At 65.6% G+C, this 16,589-nt stretch carries 10 protein-coding genes and 1 tRNA gene; 8 read left to right on the top strand and 3 right to left on the bottom strand.

All coding sequences use genetic code 11. From position 1 onward, the window contains the following. Positions 1–20: 20 nt before the first annotated feature. From QQS38_RS22765 to QQS38_RS22755, 3 genes are read left to right on the top strand one after another with little or no spacing between them, the layout of a single operon-like run. Entirely contained in the window at positions 21–3,521 is a 3,501-nt protein-coding gene (locus tag QQS38_RS22765; RefSeq protein ID WP_479647615.1) for a transglutaminase family protein, read from the top strand. A gap of 18 nt (positions 3,522–3,539) precedes the next feature. Beyond that, positions 3,540–6,194: a circularly permuted type 2 ATP-grasp protein gene (locus QQS38_RS22760; RefSeq protein ID WP_479647614.1), complete on the top strand. Its 2,655-nt coding sequence runs from the start codon at positions 3,540–3,542 to the stop codon at positions 6,192–6,194. After that, positions 6,191–7,078 carry a transglutaminase family protein gene (locus QQS38_RS22755; RefSeq protein WP_479647613.1) on the top strand — a complete coding sequence of 296 codons (888 nt, stop codon included), beginning with the start codon at positions 6,191–6,193 and terminating at the stop codon, positions 7,076–7,078. The genes QQS38_RS22760 and QQS38_RS22755 overlap by 4 nt, the downstream gene beginning before the upstream one ends. Positions 7,079–7,155: 77 nt before the next feature. Here the strand turns inward: QQS38_RS22755 and QQS38_RS22750 are convergent, their stop codons facing one another. From QQS38_RS22750 to trxB, 3 genes are all read right to left on the bottom strand, one after another. Further along, entirely contained in the window at positions 7,156–7,776 is a 621-nt protein-coding gene (locus QQS38_RS22750; RefSeq protein WP_479647612.1) for a trimeric intracellular cation channel family protein, read from the bottom strand. Further along, on the bottom strand, positions 7,766–8,503 hold the full coding sequence (locus tag QQS38_RS22745; RefSeq protein ID WP_479647611.1) for a Smr/MutS family protein: 738 nt from the start codon (positions 8,501–8,503) through the stop codon (positions 7,766–7,768). Before QQS38_RS22745 ends, QQS38_RS22750 begins: the two co-directional genes overlap by 11 nt. A gap of 224 nt (positions 8,504–8,727) precedes the next feature. Continuing rightward, positions 8,728–9,723, bottom strand: coding sequence for a thioredoxin-disulfide reductase (trxB, locus tag QQS38_RS22740; protein ID WP_479647610.1), 996 nt, complete (start codon positions 9,721–9,723; stop codon positions 8,728–8,730). 283 nt (positions 9,724–10,006) lie between these two features. On the opposite strand from trxB, the gene QQS38_RS22735 reads away from it, so the two are divergent. From QQS38_RS22735 to QQS38_RS22715, 5 genes are all read left to right on the top strand, one after another. Then, a complete protein-coding gene (locus QQS38_RS22735; protein ID WP_479647609.1) occupies positions 10,007–12,316 on the top strand; it encodes a DNA translocase FtsK in 2,310 nt (769 codons plus the stop codon). Between the two features lie 72 nt (positions 12,317–12,388). Then, positions 12,389–13,150 carry an outer membrane lipoprotein chaperone LolA gene (gene lolA, locus QQS38_RS22730; protein ID WP_479647608.1) on the top strand — a complete coding sequence of 254 codons (762 nt, stop codon included), beginning with the start codon at positions 12,389–12,391 and terminating at the stop codon, positions 13,148–13,150. Positions 13,151–13,246: 96 nt separating this feature from the next. Then, positions 13,247–14,560, top strand: a complete 1,314-nt coding sequence (locus tag QQS38_RS22725; RefSeq protein WP_479647607.1) for a replication-associated recombination protein A — start codon at positions 13,247–13,249, stop codon at positions 14,558–14,560. Between the two features lie 125 nt (positions 14,561–14,685). After that, positions 14,686–15,984 carry a serine--tRNA ligase gene (serS, locus tag QQS38_RS22720; RefSeq protein ID WP_479647606.1) on the top strand — a complete coding sequence of 433 codons (1,299 nt, stop codon included), beginning with the start codon at positions 14,686–14,688 and terminating at the stop codon, positions 15,982–15,984. A gap of 138 nt (positions 15,985–16,122) precedes the next feature. Beyond that, positions 16,123–16,213, top strand: a tRNA-Ser gene (locus QQS38_RS22715). Positions 16,214–16,589 lie beyond the last annotated feature (376 nt).

The raw sequence follows: 16,589 nt of genomic DNA, 5'->3' as shown, positions 1-16,589 counted from the left end.
CATCTCGTCGAGGTTCACACGTGTCGATCCGTGTCGCGTTAAATCATGTCACGCAGTACCGTTATGACCGCTTGGCGACGCTCGGACCGCAAGTGGTCAGATTGCGGCCCGCGCCGCACTGCCGCACGCCCATCCTCACCTATTCGATGCGCGTCGAACCGGCGAATCACTTCGTCAATTGGCAGCAGGATGCCTTTGCGAACTACCAGGCACGCCTCGTATTTCCCGAGCCCACGCGCGAGTTTCGCATCACGGTGGACCTCGTGGCCGAGATGGCGGTCTACAACCCGTTCGATTTCTTCCTCGAACCCGAGGCCGAGACCTTCCCGTTCGAGTACGCTCCGGCGCTTGCGGCCGAACTCGCGCCGTATCTCGAGCGAGCCGCCGAGCCGACGCCGCGCTTTGCCGCCTTCGTCGAAAGCATCGATCGCAAGCCTTGCGGCACGGTCGATTTTCTCGTGGCGCTCAATCAACGGCTCGCGCGTGAGATCGGCTATTTGATCCGCATGGAGCCTGGGGTGCAAACACCCGAGGAAACGCTCGAGAAGCGCTCGGGCTCCTGTCGCGACACGGGCTGGTTGCTCGTGGAAACGCTGCGCCACCTCGGGTTGGCCGCGCGCTTCGTGTCCGGCTATCTGCTGCAACTCGCTGCGGACGAAAAAGCGCTCGATGGCCCGTCCGGCGCCGAGGTGGACTTCACCGACCTGCACGCGTGGTGCGAGGTGTATCTGCCCGGGGCGGGTTGGATCGGGTTCGATCCCACGTCGGGGTTGCTTGCCGGCGAAGGCCATATCCCCGTCGCTTGCACGCCGCGGCCCGGCAGCGCGGCGCCGGTGTCGGGCGCCCTGGATGAGTGCGAGGTCGAGTTCGCCCATGAGATGTCGATCACGCGCGTGCTCGAGACGCCGCGCGTGACCAAGCCATACGATGATGCGTTATGGGGCGAGATCCAGCGCATGGGTGCATGCGTCGACGCCGATCTTCAATCGATGGACGTGCGTCTCACGATGGGGGGCGAGCCCACGTTCGTTTCGGTGCGGGATCGCGACGCGGCGGAATGGAACACCGATGCGCTCGGACCCACCAAGCGCGGCTATGCTGTTTCGCTCATGGATAAGCTGCGGGCACGCTATGGCGCGAACGGGTTCCTGCACGTAGGGCAGGGCAAGTGGTATCCCGGCGAGCAATTGCCACGCTGGGCGCTGTCGCTGTTTTGGCGCGCCGATGGGGAGCCGTGCTGGCAGGACCCGGCGCGCTTTGCCGATGAACGAGAGCCGATGGACTACACGTCGGCCGATGCCGAGCGCTTCATTCGCCGCCTCGCGGCCACGCTCGCGCTCGACGACGGTCATATCCGGCCCGGTTATGAAGACGTCTGGTACTACCTGTGGCGAGAGCGGCGCTTGCCCGTCAACGTCGACCCGTTCGACTCCCGTCTGGACGACGAGTTGGAGCGGGTGCGGCTGCGGCGCGTCTTCGACGCCGGGCTCTCGGCGCCGACCGGCTTCGCGCTGCCGCTCGCACGCGAACGCGACACGGCGGCGACGCTCGCGGGGCCGCGTTGGGTCACGGGGCCCTGGTTTTTTCGCGACGAGCGCATGTACTTGATGCCGGGCGATTCGCCGATGGGCTATCGTTTGCCGCTCGATTCGTTGCCTTGGGTGAGCGCTGCCGATTACCCGTGGCTGCATGAGCACGATCCGTTCGGGCCGGCGTCGACCGTGCGCGGCGCGGCGCAGTTGCGCGCCCAGTACGCGCCGCACGCCGCTGCTCGCGACGGCGATGACAACGGCAACGGCGAGGCATGGGCGGATCGCGCGGCAAGCGGGCGCGCCGATGCGCCGCGAGCGGAACGCTCGGATGGCGCCACGTCCGATGCGCGTACGCCCGAGCGCGGCGAGTCGGCCTCGTGGTTGCGGCGCACGGCGCTGTGCGTGGAAGTGCGCGATCCGTCGCGTGCGGCCGGGCCGCAGGCCGAAGCCGACGCGGCGGCAGCCGGACGCCAGGGCGGCGCGCTGTACGTATTCATGCCGCCGCTTGCCGCGCTCGACGATTACCTGGACTTGCTGGCGGCGGTCGAGGCGACGGCGACCGACCTCGGCTTCGAGGTCGTGCTCGAAGGCTATCCGCCGCCGCGCGACGCCCGCTTGAAAATGCTTCAGGTGACCCCCGATCCGGGCGTGGTGGAAGTCAATATCCATCCGGCCGCAAGCTGGGGCGAACTCGTCGAGCACACCGAGTTTCTCTATCGCGCCGCGCACGAATCGTATCTCGGCCCGGAGAAGTTCATGCTCGACGGCCGCCATACCGGCACAGGCGGCGGCAATCATATGGTCCTAGGCGCGGCGACGCCGGCCGACAGCCCGTTTTTGCGCCGGCCGGATCTGCTCGCGAGCCTCATCGCCTATTGGCACAATCATCCGTCGCTGTCGTACTTGTTCTCCGGGCTCTTCATCGGCCCGACGAGTCAAGCGCCCCGCGTGGACGAAGCGCGCAACGATCAAGTCTACGAACTCGAAATTGCCTTTCGCGAACTGCAGCGTCAGCTCGATCGGCTTGCGGCGTTCGGCCACGGCGGGCAACAGGTGCCGCCCTGGCTCGTCGATCGAACGCTGCGCAACATTCTGATCGATGTGACGGGCAATACGCATCGCGCCGAATTTTGCATCGACAAACTTTATTCGCCCGATGGGCCGGCAGGCCGGCTCGGGTTGCTCGAGTTGCGCGGGTTCGAGATGCCTCCGCATGCGCGCATGAGTTTGGCGCAGCAACTGTTGCTGCGCGCGCTCGTGGCGCGTTTCTGGCGCACGCCGTATACGACGCGGCTCACGCGCTGGGGCGCCGAATTGCATGATCGCTTCATGCTCGGCGTTTTCGTGCAGATGGACTTCGACGATGTGCTGGCCGAGTTGCGGGCTGCCGGCTATGCATTCGAGCGCGCTTGGTTCGCGCCGCATTTCGAGTTCCGCTTTCCGCTCGTCGGCGAATTCGACGCGAGCGGCGTCGCGCTGACCCTGCGCCATGCGCTCGAGCCGTGGCACGTCATGGGCGAAGAAGGGGCGCCCGGCGGCACCGTGCGTTTCGTGGATTCGTCGCTCGAGCGGATCGAGGTGCGCGCGCTCGGCCTGAACGGAAACCGCCATACGGTGACGGTCAATGGCGTGCCGCTACCGCTGCAGCCGACGGGCCGCACGAGCGAGTACGTGGCGGGCGTGCGCTACCGTGCGTGGCAGCCGGCGGCCTCGCTGCATCCGACCATCGGCTCGCATGCGCCGCTCACCTTCGATCTGATCGACAATTGGGCCGGGCGCTCTCTGGGCGGATGCCAGTATCATGTCGCCCATCCGGGCGGACGCAATTATCAGACGTTTCCCGTCAACGCCTATGAAGCACAGAGCCGGCAGCGCGCGCGTTTTCTCACGATCGGCCATACGCCCGGGCCGATTTCGGTGAAAACGCGCGAGCGCAGCCTCGAGATGCCTTTCACGCTCGATCTGCGGCGGGCCGGGTTCGACGACTGACCGAAGCCAGAGAGCAATTTGCCTTTCCAATCGATTTTGCCGTTCGATGTCGCAGGTGACGTCAACAATGTCCTCGCGCGTTTGTGCGATGTCCCGCCGCGCGCGGGACATTGGGACGAGATGCGCGATGGCGCGGGGATGCTGCGCGCACCGTGGCGGCGGTTCTTCGGTCTGCTCGGCGAAGAGGGCGTGGCAGGACTCGAGCACGCCGCGACGGCGGTCGCCCGGCAAATCCGCGACAACGACATCACCTACAACGCTTACGCCGATAACGGCGAGCCGCGGCCGTGGGCGCTCGATGTGCTGCCCTTTATCGTCGGCGAGGACGAATGGGCCGTGATCGAGCGCGGCGTCGCTCAGCGCGCGCGGCTGCTCGAGGCTCTCGTCGCCGATATCTACGGCGCCCAGACCCTGCTCGAGCGCGGCCTGTTGCCGCCGGCGCTCGTATTCGGGCACCCCGGCTACCTGCGCGCAATGAAAGGCGCCGTCCCGCCGGGCGGCCGATATCTGCAGATCGTGGGCGTCGATCTCGCGCGCGGGCCAGGCGGCGAGTGGACCGTGATGGGGCACAAGACGCAGGCGCCTTCGGGGCTCGGCTATGCGTTGGAGAACCGGCTCATCGTCGCCAGCCTCTTTACGGGACCGTTTCGGTCGTTGGGGGTGCGGCGCCTCGCCCCGTCCTACTCGCAGCTCATCGCCACGCTCGCGCAGGCTGCGCGCACGACGATGACCGAGGACGAGCGACGCACGCGAGCCGGCTCGCCGCACATCGCTTTGCTCAGTCCCGGCCCGTTCAGCGAGACTTATTTCGAGCATGTATTCCTGTCTCGCTATCTGGGCCTGACGCTGGTCGAAGGCTCCGATCTGACGGTGCGCGGGGACAAGCTCTACTTGAAAACGCTGGCAGGCCTGGAGCGCGTGCATGGCCTGTTGCGCCGGCTCGACGACAGCTTTTGCGATCCCGTCGAGTTGCGCGCCGATTCGACCATCGGCGTGCCGGGCCTCTTGCAAGTCATGCGCGCCGGCAACGTCGTCGTCTCGAACGCACCGGGGGCCGGCATCGTCGAATCGGCGGCGCTGCATGGGTTTTTGCCCGGCATCGCCAATGCGCTGCTCGGCGAGACGCTGGCGTTGCCGAGCGTCGCGAGTTGGTGGTGCGGTGAACAGGCCGTGCGGGAGGACGCGTTTGCGAGGCTTTCGCAGGGATGGCTCGTGCCGACGTGGGCCGGCTTGCCGCATGCGGCATCGTCCGACATGCCGCCGGGGCTTGCCGTCGGACTGCAGGCGCTGGCCGATTGGCGCGCCCGCATCGAAGCTGCGCCCGACGCGTTCACGATACAAGCTCCGTTGCCGCATTCGTGCATGCCCCGCTACGAGGACGGGGCGCTGACCCACCGGCCATGCTCGCTGCGGGTCTATGCGGTGGCCGACGTCTCCGGCGGCTGGAGCGTGTTGCCGGGGGCGTTCACGCGGATGGCCGGGGCGCGGCAAACGAGCGTGTCGATGCAGTCCGGCGGCAGCAGCGTCGACACCTGGGTGCTGTCGAGCAGACCGGGGCCGAGCTTCTCGCTGCTGCCTTCGCCGATGAAGCCGGGCGATTTCGCCCATCGCCGGCGCACTGTGTCGAGCCGAGCCGCCGAAAACTTTTTTTGGGCGGGGCGCTATTGCGAACGCGCGGAAAACAGCGTGCGGCTCGCTCGCGTGATCCTCGAATCGCTGGACAACGATGACGCCGAGGACATGCTTGCCACGCTCGCCGAACTGGCCGCGCGCTTCGAGCTGATTGCGCCTGGCGATCCGGCCGTGCGCAGCACGCGGCAGGCGTTCAAGCGAGCACTCGCGGCGGGTTTGCACGAACATTCGGGCACGGCAAGCGTGGGCCGAACCATTGCGAGCCAGGTTCGGGCATGCGGTGAGATCCGCGCTCGGCTCTCGAACGATCACTGGCGCACGATTCTGGCCGCGCGCAACGACTTTCGCGATACGCTGCATGCTCTGTCGCTAGCGCCCAGCGCCGGCGGCCTGATTGCCCACGGCGAAGGGGACGGCGCAGCGCGCGGCGAGCGGTACGAATCGTACGATCGGGTCGCGCTGATGAGCGCGCTCGAGACGCTTGCCATGCAACTTTCGGCGATCAGCGGGGCGCAGGGCGACCGCATGGTGCGCGACGAAGCGTGGCGGCTGCTGTTCGCAGGGCGGCATATCGAGCGCGTGATCGGCATGACTTCATTCCTGCAGGTCGTGGCCGACGCCGGCGTGTTGGCCACGGCGGCCGGCTTCGATTTGCTGCTGCAACTCTTCGACAGTACGCTGACTTACCGCTCGCTCTATCCCGGGCGGCTCGAAGTGCCGGCGCTGCTCGATCTCGTCGTCGTCGATCCGACCAATCCGCGCGGGTTGTACGGAGTCTACGAGCGGCTCGGCAAAAAGCTCGACGAGATCGCCGCGGCGGCAGGCGGCCCGCCGCGCCCGCCGTTTCGCGACGCAATGCCGCCTGTCTCGTCGCTGCCGTCGCTCGAGCGCCTGTGCGCGACCGACGCGAGGGGGCGCCACGCGGCGCTCGCGGCGCTGTGCGACGAGCTTGCCGCGCATGTCACGGCCGCGGCGAACGAGATCAGCGCCCGCTATTTCATTCATGCAGACAACGCGCTTGCATCGAGGGTCTCGTCATGAGCGCCGAGGTGACGTTGTCGGTTTCCCACGCCACGACTTATCGCTACTCGACCCCCGTCGAGACGGCTTTGCATCTCGCGACGGTCCGGCCGCTCGATCGGCCTTGGCAGCGCGTGCGCTCACATCACGTGAGCATCGATCCGGCGCCGTCGTACGAAAGCGCGCGCATCGACGCGTTCGACAACGAAGTGCGCTACTTTTCGTTCGATTCGGCGCACGATAGCTTGCTCGTGACGAGCGAGACGACGGTCGTGTTGACCCCTCGCTGGGGCGGCCTCGAGCCGGGTGCGACGCCTTCATGGAACGACGTTGCCGCTGACCTGCGCTATCGCGCAGGCGGTATCTATCGGCCCGAGAGCGAGTTCGTTTTCGCTTCGCCGAATATCGCGCTGGCGCCGCAGTTGCGCACGTATGCATTGCCGAGCTTCGCGCCTGGCGTGCCGCTCGTTGCGGGCGCGATCGATCTCATGCATCGGATTCATGCCGACTTCGCCTACCAGCCGCAGACGACCGCATTCGATACGCCGGCGCTGGACGCGTTCGCCATGCGCCAAGGCGTGTGCCAAGACTTTGCGCAGGTGATGATCGGTTGCTTGCGCTCTCTCGGATTGGCGGCGCGCTATGTCAGCGGCTATCTGCGTACGCTGCCGCCGGCTGGCGCGCCGCGACTCATCGGCGCCGATGCCTCGCATGCCTGGGTATCGGTTTTTTGCCCCGGCGTGGGCTGGGTCGATCTCGATCCCACCAACGACGTGCTGGCCGACCTCGACCACGTCACCTTGGCCACGGGGCGCGATTACAGCGATGTCTCGCTGTTGCGCGGCATCATCCTTGGCGGCGGGGCGCATACGGTGGAAGTGGCGGTGAAGGTGACGGCGCAATAGCCCGCCGCCTGAGCGCATCGATCGATGCTCGCGCGGGCGTTACGCTCGCGCTCTGCACGGCGCGAGCGGGCGAGGCGTCAATGCGGCAGGCGCACGTCGAGCTTGAACGTGACGAGCCGAGCGATGAGGATGAAGCCGGTGGCGGCGATGACGCTGTAGACCGAATCGACCTGCAGATGGTCGAGCAGCAGATAAATCCAGCATCCGGCGAACGCGCAAGTCGCATACGGGCGCGAGTCGCGCAGCAGCAGCGGCACCTCGTTGCAGACGACATCGCGAATAATGCCGCCGAATACGCCGGTCACGACGCCCATCATGACGGCGATGAACGGCGGCATGCTCGCATCGAGCGCGATCGAGGTGCCGGAAATGCTGAACAGACCGAGGCCGATGGCGTCCGCGACCAGCAACGCGCGCTCGTTGAACACGCGCGAGGCCATGCGCAGCACGATCGGCGAGAACAGCGACAGCACGAAAATCAGAATGACGTAATTTTGGTGTTCGACCCAATAAAACGGCCGCCGCTGTAGCAGCACGTCGCGCACGGTGCCGCCGCCGAAGGCCGTCGCCAGCGCGACGAGGAAGGTCCCGACGGCGTCGAGCCGGCGCTTGCGTGCTTCGATGAAGCCGGAGAAAGCATACGCGAGGATCGCGAGGCCCTCGATGATGGCGAGCGCGAAAGTGAGTCTAGGATGCACTACCGCGCTCCCGCTGCACCCGCGTAACGCTGGGCTTGGCCGGCCCCGGCTGCAGCAGGACGAGCACCGCGCCGGCGCCGCCGTCATGCGCGCGAGCTTGGCAAAACGCGATGACTTCGGCTTTCTGCACGAGCCACGCGCGCACCTTCCCCTTGAGCACGGGCTCCTTGCCGACCGAGCCCAATCCTTTGCCATGAATCACGCGCACGCAACGAAGGCCGTGCTTGACGCTTTCGCGAATGAATTCGGCCAGCGCCTCGCGCGCTTGCTCGCGCCGCATGCCGTGCAAGTCCAATTGCGCTTGCACGATCCAGTGCCCGCGCCGCAATTTGCGCACGACCTCGTGGCTGATTTCGGGCCGGCAATAGAACAGCGATTCGTCGGTATCGAGCAGCACCTCGGGATCGAACTCGTCGGAGATCGCCTCGCTGAGCACGGCTTGCTCGTCGCGTTCCGTTTGCAGCGGTAGCGCGGGCGGCGGCTTGCGCCCGTGAACGGCGCGGGCCGCGGCCGCGATCGGTGCGACGTCGCCCACTTCGCGGCGAAACAGCTCGGCTTCGGCCGCCGCTTCGCGCGCCGCTTTGGCTGCGGCGATGCGCTCGCGTTCGCGTTCGGCGGCGCTTTGCTTGAGCGCGTCGCGCAGCGCGGCGAGGTCGGAGAGGCTCGAGCCGCGCGGGGCGGTCTCGGGACGCTGGGTCTCGCTCGAACGGGGGCGATTCTTCGACATGACGGTAACGACGGCTGCGTAAATCGAATGCGGATCAGGACCGGATGTGGGTTGCCGTGCGAGCAGGCCTAGGCGCGCGCAATGGAACCTAACGCAACGTCATGCAACGTAGTGCATGGCACAGCCCGGGGCCACGCGAGGAGGGCCGCCGGCTCGGCGCCGCGGCCCTCGTTCAACTGCCAGGGCGCACGGCGGCGAGGCGAGCGGCGCCGGCGGCGGCTGTTTTAACGATCGGCTTCGGCGCTCATCACGTGATCTTGATGCAGTTCGTGAACGCTTTCGAGGTAGCGCTGGGCATCGAGCGCCGCCATGCAGCCCGTGCCGGCGCTCGTGATCGCCTGGCGGTAGACGTGATCTTGCACGTCGCCGGCCGCGAACACGCCCGGCACGCTCGTGCCGGTCGCATTGCCGTTGAGCCCGCCGTTCGTGATGATGTAGCCGTTCTTCATTTCGAGCTGGCCCGCGAAGATATCGGTGTTCGGCTTGTGGCCGATCGCGACGAACAGGCCCTGCAGCGCGACATCGGTCGTTTCGCCCGTTTGCGTGTGCTTGATGCGCACGCCCGTCACGCCCGAATCGTCGCCCGTGACTTCATCGAGCACGTGATTCCATTTGATCTCGACCACGCCTTCCTTCTGCTTTTCGAGCAGACGGTCGATCAGGATCGGCTCGGCGCGGAATTTGTCGCGGCGGTGGATCACGGTCACTTTGCTCGCGATGCCGGCCAGATACAGCGCCTCTTCGACGGCCGTGTTGCCGCCGCCGACGACGGCCACGTGCTGCTGCTTGTAAAAGAAGCCGTCGCAGGTGGCGCAGGCCGAGACGCCGCGGCCCATGAACGCTTCCTCGGACGGCAGCCCCAAGTATTGGGCGGACGCGCCGGTCGCGATGATGAGCGAATCGCAGGTGTACTCGCCCGAATCGCCGATCAGCCGAATCGGCTTCTCGTCGAGCTTGGCCGTATGGATGTGGTCGAACACGATCTCGGTATTGAAGCGTTCGGCGTGCTCGAGGAACCGCTGCATCAGTTCGGGGCCTTGGACGCCGTTCGCATCGGCGGGCCAGTTCTCCACGTCGGTGGTCGTCATCAGTTGCCCGCCTTGGGCGAGGCCCGTCACGAGCACGGGAGACAGGTTCGCGCGCGCGGCGTAGACGGCGGCCGTGTAGCCGGCTGGGCCGGAACCGAGAATGAGCACTTTGGCGTGTTTGCGCGTGGACATGGTTGTTCGTTCCGTGAGAAGAATTGCGGCATGAAGGGCTGCCCGGCGGCGCGGCCGCGAAGCCGTCGAGCGGCCGCGCCGCGCCGCAACGTATCAGTTGGGCACACTCGCGTGATTATAAAGGGCCGCGCAGCCCGGCGCTGAAGGCGCGGTCAATCGTCGCGATAGCGTTTTGCACGCCCTGAGACGGTTACCGTCATTTACAGCCGGCGTCTCGACGCAGCGTTTACAATAGCCCGCATCGACCTCATGGCGGGCGTTCCCGCCACGCTGCTACGGATTCATGGCCAAAGCTCCTTATTCGGCGCCTGCGCAAGCCTTGCCGCATCGCATGTCGCGCCTTTTCACCGAAATTCGCTGGATCTTGCAGGTCGCGCTGTGCGTGTTCCTCGTGATGGCGCTCGTCAGCTACAGCCGCCACGACCCGAGCTGGACGCATGCCGCGCAAGTCGACCGCATCGCCAACTGGGCGGGGCGTGTCGGCGCGTGGACCTCCGACATCCTGCTGCTGTTGTTCGGTTTGTCGGCGTACTGGTGGGTCGTGTTGCTCGCGCGCCGCATCGCCGCCAACTATCGGCGCCTGAATCGCCACGGCGCGGCGCAAGAGGACGCGCCGCGCGACGGCGCCTGGATTGCCGATGCCGTGTCGTTCGTGGTCGTGCTGCTCGCCTGCGACGGCATCGAGGCGCTGCGCATGTGGTCGCTGCGGGTCCCGCTGCCGCGGACGCCGGGCGGCATCGTCGGCGACGCCGTGGCGCGCGCGACCTCGCACGCGCTCGGCTTCACCGGCGGCACGCTCGCGCTGTTGCTCGCGCTTGCGATCGGCTTGTCGCTCTATTTCCGCTTTTCCTGGCTGTCCGTGGCCGAGCGTGTCGGCGATTCGATCATCTCGGCCGTCACCCTGGCCAAGCTCAGGCGCGAGGCAGGGCGTGACCGCAAGCTCGGCGAAGCCGCGGCGGTCAAGCGCGAAGGCAAGATCGAGCAAAGCCGCTTCCGGTTGGATGAGCACGAACCCGTGACGATCGTGCCGCCCGTCACGTCGCCGCCCAAATCCGAGCGCGTCGAAAAGGAAAAGCAGGTTCCCCTGTTCGTCGATCTGCCCGGCGATTCGACGCTGCCGCCGATCGCCTTGCTCGACCCGGCGCCGCCCGCGCAGGAGACGATTTCCGCCGATACGCTCGAGTTCACCTCGCGCCTGATCGAGAAAAAGCTCAAGGATTTCGGCGTGGACGTGAGCGTGGTCGCGGCCTATCCGGGGCCGGTCGTCACGCGCTACGAAATCGAGCCGGCCACGGGCGTCAAGGGCAGCCAGATCGTCAATCTGGCCAAGGACCTCGCACGCTCGCTCTCGCTCGTCTCGATTCGCGTCGTGGAGACGATTCCGGGCAAGAATTACATGGCGCTCGAATTGCCGAACCAGCGACGTCAGACGGTGCGCCTGTCGGAAATCCTCGGCTCCGAGGTGTATGCCGATGCGTCCTCGAAGCTCACGATGGGCTTGGGCAAGGACATCGGCGGCAATCCGGTCTGCGCCGATCTGGCAAAGATGCCGCACTTGCTCGTTGCCGGTACGACGGGCTCGGGCAAGTCGGTCGGCATCAACGCGATGATTCTCTCGCTACTCTACAAGGCGAGCGCCGAGGACGTGCGCATGATCCTCATCGATCCGAAGATGCTCGAAATGAGCGTGTACGAAGGCATTCCGCATCTGCTGTGTCCCGTCGTGACCGACATGCGCCAGGCCGGGCACGCGCTGAACTGGGCGGTCGCGGAAATGGAGCGGCGCTACAAGCTCATGAGCAAGCTTGGCGTGCGCAACTTGGCGGGCTACAACCACAAGATCGACGAAGCGGCCAAGCGCGACGAGAAGCTGCCCAATCCGTTCAGCTTGACGCCCGATGCGCCCGAGCCGCTCACGCGCTTGCCGCATATCGTCGTGGTGATCGACGAGCTGGCCGACTTGATGATGGTGGTCGGCAAGAAAGTGGAAGAGCTGATCGCGCGGATCGCACAAAAGGCGCGTGCGGCGGGCATCCACTTGATCCTTGCCACGCAGCGACCGTCGGTCGACGTCATCACGGGGCTCATCAAGGCGAACGTGCCGACGCGCATGGCGTTCCAGGTTTCCTCGAAGATCGATTCGCGCACGATTCTCGATCAGCAGGGCGCCGAATCGCTGCTCGGCATGGGCGACATGCTGTATCTGCCACCCGGCAGCGGGCTGCCGGTTCGCGTGCATGGCGCGTTCGTCTCCGACGACGAAGTGCACCGCGTCGTCCAAAAGCTCAAGGAGCATGGGGAGCCCAATTACATCGAAGGGCTGCTCGAAGGCGGTCTTGCCGGTGAAGGCGACGAGGGCTCGGCGGCGAGCGGCGGCCAAGCCGGCGGCGAGTCGGACCCGCTGTACGACCAAGCCGTCGAGGTGGTCGTCAAGAACAAGCGCGCATCGATTTCGCTCGTGCAGCGGCATTTGCGCATCGGCTACAACCGGGCGGCTCGGCTGCTCGAGCAAATGGAGCAATCGGGGCTGGTTTCGGCGATGTCGTCGAACGGCAATCGCGAAATTCTGGTCCCGTCGCGCGATGTCGATTGACCCGGGCTTGGGCAGGCGCCTCGCCGCCAGCCGTCCGGACATCGCGCGTTTTCCGACCCATCACGGAGAGTCATGTTGAATCCGAAGCAGTTTTCTTCCCGCCTTGGCGCCCATTTGCCGGCGCTTCGCTCGCTCGCGCACCGCGTCGATCGGGGCGGCGGCGTGCGGCGCGCCCTCGTGCGCAGCTTGCGGGCGGCGGCGCTCGGCGTCGCGGTCGTGGCGTTCGCTCCTGCTGCATGGGCGAGCGGCACCGCGCAACTGAAGGCGTTCGTGGCGCAGGTGCATGCGGCGCGCGGCGACTTCGTCCAGCGCGAAGTCAAGGCGCCGGCCAAGAACGCGGCGGCGAGCGGCGGCTCGGTGGTGCCCACGCTCGGCGGCACTTCGAGCGGCACGTTCGTGTTCGCGCGCCCAGGCAAGTTCATCTGGTCGTACGAGAAGCCGTACGAACAAGTGTTGCAAGCCGACGGCGACAATCTGTACGTCTATGACAAGGATTTGAACCAAGTCACGGTGCGCAAGCTCGGCGGCGCACTGGGGGCGAGCCCCGCTGCGATCTTGTTCGGCAGCAACGATCTCGAAAAGAACTTCACGCTGCGCGATGCCGGTGTGAAAGAAGGCATCGACTGGCTCGAGTTGATCCCGAAATCGCGCGATACGCAGTTCGAGCGGGTGGGCATTGGCTTTCGCGACGGCAATCTCGAGGCGATGGAGCTGCACGATGTCTTCGGCAACGTGACGCTGCTCACGTTCTCGAACATTCAAAAAAACCCGGCCCTCAAGCCCGGCGCGTTCAAGTTCACGGTGCCCAAGGGCGCCGATGTGATCAACGGCTAGCGCATGCCCGCGAGGCCGGTCGGTTTTTCCGGCCGGGCGCGGCTGTGCCCGAATCGTTGTTGCCGCCGTCACCGCCGTTACGACCCGGACTGACTCATGTTTGAAGAGACCCGTGCCGGCATGCCGCTCGCCGAGCGGCTGCGGCCCACCACGATCGACGAGGTCATCGGCCAAAAGCATTTGCTCGGGCCGATGAAGCCGCTACGCGTGGCATTCGAATCGGGCGAGCCGCATTCGATGATCTTGTGGGGCCCGCCCGGCGTCGGCAAGACGACGCTCGCGCGGCTGATGGCGCATGCGTTCGACGCCGAGTTCATCGCATTGTCGGCCGTGCTTTCGGGCGTCAAGGATATTCGCGAGGCCGTCGAAGTCGCACAGAACCATCGCGCGCACGGGCGCCGGACGCTCGTGTTCGTCGATGAAGTGCATCGCTTCAACAAGAGCCAGCAGGACGCGTTCTTGCCGCACGTGGAGTCGGGGTTGTTCGTCTTCATCGGTGCGACGACGGAAAACCCTTCCTTCGAAGTGAATAGTGCGTTGTTGTCGCGAGCGGCGGTCTATGTGCTCAAGAGCTTGGATGACGACGACTTGCGCGAGCTGCTCGAGCGGGCGCTCGCGGCGCTCGGCGCCGTGGAGATGACCGACGAGGCGAAAGACGCGCTGATCGGCTCGGCCGACGGCGACGGCCGCAAGCTGCTCAACAACATCGAGATCGTCGCGCGCGCGGCCGCGGCGCAGAAGGCGCAGCGCATCGACGGCGAGTTGATCGCGACGGCGCTCACGGAGAATCTGCGCCGCTTCGATAAGGGCGGCGACGCGTTCTATGACCAAATCAGCGCGCTGCACAAATCGGTGCGAGGCAGCAATCCCGACGGCGCGCTTTATTGGTTCTGCCGCATGCTGGACGGCGGGGCCGATCCGCGCTATTTGGCGCGCCGCATCGTGCGGATGGCGTGGGAGGACATCGGCCTTGCCGATCCGCGCGCGCCGCGTATCGCACTCGATGCCGCCGAAACCTACGAGCGCCTCGGCACGCCCGAGGGCGAGCTTGCGTTGGCGCAGGCGCTGATTTACTTGGCCGTGGCTCCGAAGTCCAACGCGGGGTACGTCGCCTATAACGAAGCGCGCCGCTTCGTCGGCAAGGACCGATCGCGAGGCGTGCCCGTGCATTTGCGCAACGCGCCCACGAAGCTCATGAAAGAACTCGGCTACGGCCACGAGTATCGCTACGCGCACGACGAGCCCGACGCCTACGCGGCGGGCGAAACCTATCTGCCCGACGGCATGCGCGAGCCGCGCTGGTACCAGCCGACGCCGCGCGGGCTCGAGGGCAAGATCGGCGAGAAGCTCGCGCGTTTGGCCGACCTCGACGCGGCGTGGCTGCGCGAGCACAAGGCGAAGGGCGACTGACTGCGCGGGCGCTGCGAGTTCATTGCGCGTTCGTTGCCGGCGACGGATTGTTCGGGCGGCCGCGCGGCGCGGCTGGCCGGTGCGTTAAAATCGCGACTTCACTCACGATACGACTCGCATTCAACATGCTCGACATTCAGTTGCTGCGCAAAGATCTCGACGGCGTCGCAAAGCGCCTCGCCGCTCGCGGCTACACGCTCGACGTGGCTGCGTTCTCCAAGCTCGAAGCCGAACGCCGCGACATCCAAACCCGTACCGAAGAACTGCAATCGCGGCGCAACAGCTTGTCGAAGCAGATCGGCGCAATGAAGGGGCGCGGCGAAGACACGACGGCGGTGATGGCCGAAGTGAGCGGCATTGGCGACGAGATGAAAGCGTCCGCCGCGCAGCTCGACGACGTGCAAGCGCGGTTGTCGAAGCTGATGCTCGAGATGCCGAATTTGCCGCACGAAAGCGTGCCTGCCGGCGAAGACGAGAAGGACAACGTCGAAGTGCGGCGTTGGGGCACGCCGCGCCAATTCGATTTCGAGGTGAAGGATCACGTCGATGTCGGTACGCCGCTCGGGCTCGATTTCGAGACGGGCGCAAAGCTCGCGGGCGCGCGCTTCACGATGCTGCGCGGTGCGATGGCGCGGCTGCATCGCGCATTGGCGCAGTTCATGCTCGACACGCATACGCAGCAACACGGCTATACCGAGGTGTATTCGCCGTACATCGTGAACCCGGAGATTCTGTACGGCACGGGCCAACTGCCGAAGTTCGCCGACGATATGTTCCGTGTGGAGAAGGGCGGCGGCGAGAACGTGGTGACGCAGTATTTGATTTCCACTTCGGAAATCCCGCTGACGAACACGGTGCGCGAGAGCATCGTCGACGGCGCGGCGCTGCCGATCAAGTTGACGGCGCATTCGCCCTGTTTCCGTTCGGAAGCGGGGGCTTACGGTCGCGATACGCGCGGGATGATTCGCCAGCATCAGTTCGACAAAGTCGAGATGGTGCAGGTCGTGGCGCCGGAGGCGTCGTATGACACGCTCGAGCAGATGGTCGGGCATGCGGAAGCGATTTTGCAGAAGCTCGAGTTGCCCTACCGGGTGATTACGCTGTGCACGGGCGATATGGGGTTCACCGCGGCCAAGACGTACGACCTGGAAGTGTGGCTGCCGGCGCAGAAAACTTACCGCGAGATTTCCAGTTGCTCGAACACCGAGGCGTTTCAGGCGCGGCGGATGCAGGCGCGCTATCGCAACGCGCAGGGCAAGCCGGAGCTCGTGCATACGTTGAATGGCTCGGGGCTGGCGGTCGGCCGCACGCTCGTGGCCGTGCTGGAGAACTTCCAGAACGCGGACGGCTCGGTGACGGTGCCTGCTGTGCTACGCCCGTATATGGGCGGCGTGGAGCGGCTCGAACGCGACGCTGCGGCTTGACGAGCGCTGCCGCGTTCCGGGCCTGCTTCCGCGTGCAAAAAAAGCTTGGAATGTCGTGACGAGTATCCTATAATCTTCGCTTCGCCAAACGTGACCAAGTTGGCGAAGCGAAGGCGGGGCAACCCGATTCGAGAAGTCGGAAAGGTGGCAGAGTGGTCGAATGCGCCGGACTCGAAATCCGGTGTACGGTTATACCGTACCGTGGGTTCGAATCCCACCCTTTCCGCCAGAATTTTGAAGAAAGCCCTGTACAGTCAATGACTTGCGGGGCTTTTTCTATTTCAGCCCATCAGCTGGCCCATCGCAAGATTTGAGGCTATCAATCTGTCGCAAACAGCGCGACCTTCGGGCCCCGGCGTAGCAATCCTTCATCGTGGACAGCGACCGCCCCAGTCGAATTCGCTCTTAAGGATCGCACGTCAGTAGAATCACAGTCTTTCATTGCCCTGCCTGCCATCGATGAAAGTTCCGGTTAACCAGTCGGCCCTGAACAATTCATTTTGCTCGGCAAATGAGTTCACGCTGCCGACGGCGTAGCGGTTTCGAAGCCAAGCAAAGCGACGAGAATCAGGGCGTAAAAAAGCCGCAGCTTGCGCAGGATCATC

Source organism: Trinickia sp. Z7 (assembly GCF_056498045.1).
Note: the sequence above shows the minus strand (reverse complement) of the source record. Positions and strands in the feature narration are given on the sequence as shown.

Bases quoted from the DNA above. Each gene is read 5' to 3' on its own strand.
- QQS38_RS22755 (WP_479647613.1), top strand. From the start codon at position 6,191: ATGAGCGCCGAGGTGACGTTGTCGGTTTCCCACGCCACGACTTATCGC.
- QQS38_RS22745 (WP_479647611.1), bottom strand. From the start codon at position 8,503: ATGTCGAAGAATCGCCCCCGTTCGAGCGAGACCCAGCGTCCCGAGACC.
- trxB (WP_479647610.1), bottom strand. From the start codon at position 9,723: ATGTCCACGCGCAAACACGCCAAAGTGCTCATTCTCGGTTCCGGCCCA.
- QQS38_RS22735 (WP_479647609.1), top strand. From the start codon at position 10,007: ATGGCCAAAGCTCCTTATTCGGCGCCTGCGCAAGCCTTGCCGCATCGC.
- lolA (WP_479647608.1), top strand. From the start codon at position 12,389: ATGTTGAATCCGAAGCAGTTTTCTTCCCGCCTTGGCGCCCATTTGCCG.
- QQS38_RS22725 (WP_479647607.1), top strand. From the start codon at position 13,247: ATGTTTGAAGAGACCCGTGCCGGCATGCCGCTCGCCGAGCGGCTGCGG.
- serS (WP_479647606.1), top strand. From the start codon at position 14,686: ATGCTCGACATTCAGTTGCTGCGCAAAGATCTCGACGGCGTCGCAAAG.